At 78.9% G+C, this 3164-nt stretch carries 3 protein-coding genes; 2 read left to right on the top strand and 1 reads right to left on the bottom strand.

Annotation, left to right across the window (positions count from 1 at the left end; all coding sequences use genetic code 11):
• Positions 1–48: 48 nt before the first annotated feature.
• On the bottom strand, positions 49–1389 hold the full coding sequence (locus NT8_RS27705; RefSeq protein ID WP_067975962.1) for an aminotransferase-like domain-containing protein: 1341 nt from the start codon (positions 1387–1389) through the stop codon (positions 49–51).
• Positions 1390–1531: 142 nt separating this feature from the next.
• Between NT8_RS27705 and NT8_RS27700 the strand changes: the two genes are divergently transcribed.
• The gene (locus NT8_RS27700) at positions 1532–2353 is read left to right on the top strand and encodes an alpha/beta fold hydrolase (RefSeq protein ID WP_067975959.1); all 822 of its coding nucleotides are present in this window, start codon (positions 1532–1534) and stop codon (positions 2351–2353) included.
• Positions 2350–3114, top strand: coding sequence for an SDR family NAD(P)-dependent oxidoreductase (locus NT8_RS27695; RefSeq protein WP_067975956.1), 765 nt, complete (start codon positions 2350–2352; stop codon positions 3112–3114). The genes NT8_RS27700 and NT8_RS27695 overlap by 4 nt, the downstream gene beginning before the upstream one ends.
• Positions 3115–3164: the final 50 nt, after the last annotated feature.

Genomic DNA, 3164 nt, shown 5'->3' with positions numbered 1-3164 from the left:
GGCCGGCGGCCCGCCCCGTGCGCGGGGGCGGGCCGCCGGCGTGCGCGGTCACTCCACGCCGGTGTCCTCGGGGGTGGACCGGGCCAGGCCGGCGAGCGTGTCGAGCGCCGCCGCCAGGTCGTCCTCGGCCGGGGCGACCACGGCCAGCCGCACCGCTCCGGGCGCCCGGCCGGGGCCGACCGCGAACGCCGCGGCGGGGGTGACGGCGATCCCGCGGCGGGCGGCTGCCGCCACGAACGTCTCGGCCCGCCACGGTTCGGGCAGCTCCCACCAGCAGTGGTAGGCGGCGGGGTCGGCGCGCACGGCGAACCCCGCGAGGCGGTCGCGGACGAGCGCCTGGCGGGCGGCGGCGTCGCGCCGCTTGGCCTGGACCAGCCGGTCGACCGTGCCGTCGGCGGCCCACTGCGCGGCGGCGTCGAGGGCGAACCGGCCGGGGGCCCAGCCGCCGGAGCGGATCGCGGCGGCGAGGCGGTCCGCCCACCCGGCCGGCGGCACCACGTACCCACAGGTCAGGCCGGGGGCCAGGCGCTTGGAGAGGCTGTCGACCAGGACGGTGCGGTCGGGCGCCCAGGCGGCGAGCGGCGGCGGGCCCGCGCGCAGGAACGCGTAGATGGTGTCCTCGACGGCGGGCAGGTCGGCGGCGGTGAGCGCGGCGGCCACGGCGGCGCGGCGGTCCTCGGACATGGTCGTGCCGAGCGGGTTGTGCAGGGTGGGCTGGAGGTAGACCGCGTGCAGCGGGGCGGCGCGGTGGGCGGCGGCGAGCGCGTCGGGCCGCAGCCCCTCGCCGTCCACGGCGATCGGCACGCAGGACACGCCAAGCCGGGCCGCGATGCCCTTGACCACGGGGTAGGTGAGCTCCTCGACGCCGAGGCGGCCGCCGGTGGGCACCAGCGCGGCGACGGCGGCGGCGATGGCCTGGCGGCCGTTGCCGGCGAACAGCACCCGGTCGGGGTCGGGGCGCCAGCCGCTCCGGGCCAGCAGCGCGGCGGCCGCGCTGCGGGCGGCGGGGGTGCCGGCGGCGCCGACGGGCCGCAGCGCGTCGGCGAGGGCGTCGGGGCGCAGCCGCTCGGTGAGGCCGCGGGCGAGGAGGGCGGGCTGGTCGTCGAGCACGCGGAAGTTGAGTTCGAGGTCGACGCGGGCGCCGCCGGGTTCGGCGAGGGCGGGGTCGGGCGCGGCGGGTGCGGCGCGCACGAACGTGCCGCGCCCGACCTCGCCGACGGCCAGGCCCCGGCGGACGAGTTCGGCGTAGACGCGGGCGGCCGTGGACTCGGCGATGCGGTGGGTGCGGGCGAGCCGCCGCTGCGGCGGGAGCCGCTGGCCGGGGCGGAGCCGCCCGGCGGCGATGTCGGCCGCCAGGGCGTCGGCGATCCTGCGGTACTCGTCGCGCACTGCGCCTCCGCCCCAGGGCGGCACCGCCCTGACATTGCTCCGAGTGCATTGTGCACTATTGCCCTGAGATAGTGCCGCCCATAGCATCGCATCGTCAAGGGCGTCCGCGGTGGGCGCCCGCGGTACGACGAGGGGGACACGCGTGAGCACGGCTTCCGTCGGCGGGATCACCGTCGGCTACGACGACGCGGGCGGCGGCGATCCGCTGCTGCTGATCCACGGGCACCCGTTCGACCGGTCGATGTGGCGCCCGCAGCTCGACCGGTTCGCCGGTGCGGGGCACCGGGTGATCGTGCCCGATCTGCGCGGGTACGGGGCGAGCGCCGGAGCGGCCGGGCGCACCGGGCTGGACGTGTTCGCCGGCGACCTCGCGGCGCTGCTCGACCACCTGGGCGTGCGCCGGGCGGTGGTCGGCGGGCTGTCCATGGGCGGCCAGATCGCCATGGAGTTCCTGCGCCTCTTCCCCGAGCGGGTCCGGGCGCTGCTGCTGGCCGACACCACGGCGGCCCCCGAGACCCCCGAGGGCCGCGCCGGGCGGGCGGCGATGGCCGACCGGCTGGAGCGCGAGGGCATGGCCGGCTACGCCGAGGAGGCGCTGCCGTCGATGGTGTCGGCGCGCACCCTGCGCGAGCGCCCCGAGGTGGGCCGGCACGTGCTCGCGATGATGCGGGGCGCTCCGCCGGAGGGCGCCGCCGCCGCGCTGCGCGGCCGCGCCGAGCGCCCCGACTACGCCCCGGTGCTGGCGGGGGCGGCGGTGCCGGCGCTGGTCGTGGTGGGCGGCGACGACGCGTTCACCCCGGTGGCCGACGCGCGCGCCATCCAGGCGCTGCTGCCCGGCGCGGAGCTGGTGGTGGTCGAGGGCGCCGGGCACCTGCCCAACCTGGAGCGGCCCGAGGAGTTCGACGCGGCGCTGTCCGCGTTCCTCGACCGCCTGCCCGCCGCGACCCCGGAGGGGGCCCGGTGAGCGCGCGCGGCACGGTCCTGGTCACCGGGGCGAGCGCGGGGTTCGGCACCGCGATCGCGCGGCGCTTCGCCGCCGAGGGGCACCGGGTGGTCGTCGCCGGGCGGCGGGCCGATCGGCTCGACCGGCTCGCCGCCGACCTCGGGCCCGACGCGCTGCCGCTGCCCCTGGACGTGCGCGACCGGGCCGCCGTGGCCGACGCCGTCGCCGGGCTGCCCGGGGCGTTCGCCGAGGTCGACGTGCTGGTGAACAACGCCGGACTGGCCCTCGGCCTGGACCCGGCGCAGAGCGCGGACCTGGACGACTGGGAGCGCATGATCGCCACCAACTGCACCGGGCTGGTGTACTGCACGCGGGCGGTGCTGCCGGGCATGGTCGAGCGGGGGCGGGGCCACGTCGTCAACCTGGGGTCGATCGCGGGCACCCACCCCTACCCGGGCGGCAACGTCTACGGCGCCACCAAGGCGTTCGTCCGCCAGTTCAGCCAGAACCTCCGCGCCGACCTGCACGGCACGGGCGTGCGGGTGACCTGCCTGGAGCCCGGTCTCAGCGGCGGCACCGAGTTCTCCGAGGTGCGGTTCCACGGCGACCGGGACAAGGCGGGGGACGTCTACGCGGGGACCCGGCCGCTGCTGCCCGAGGACATCGCCGACGCGGTGCACTGGGTGGTGGACCGGCCCGCGCACGTCAACGTGAACACGATGGAGCTGATGCCGGTGGCGCAGTCGTTCAGCGCGCTGCCGGTGCACCGGCCCGGCGCCTGACCCGCGACCGGTCCGCGCCGCCCCCGCGCGGGGCGGACCGGCGGGCCGGG

It is taken from the genome of Nocardiopsis trehalosi NBRC 14201 (genome assembly GCF_001552555.1).
In the GTDB taxonomy this organism is placed as follows: domain Bacteria; phylum Actinomycetota; class Actinomycetes; order Streptosporangiales; family Streptosporangiaceae; genus Nocardiopsis_B; species Nocardiopsis_B trehalosi.
Note: the sequence above shows the minus strand (reverse complement) of the source record. Positions and strands in the feature narration are given on the sequence as shown.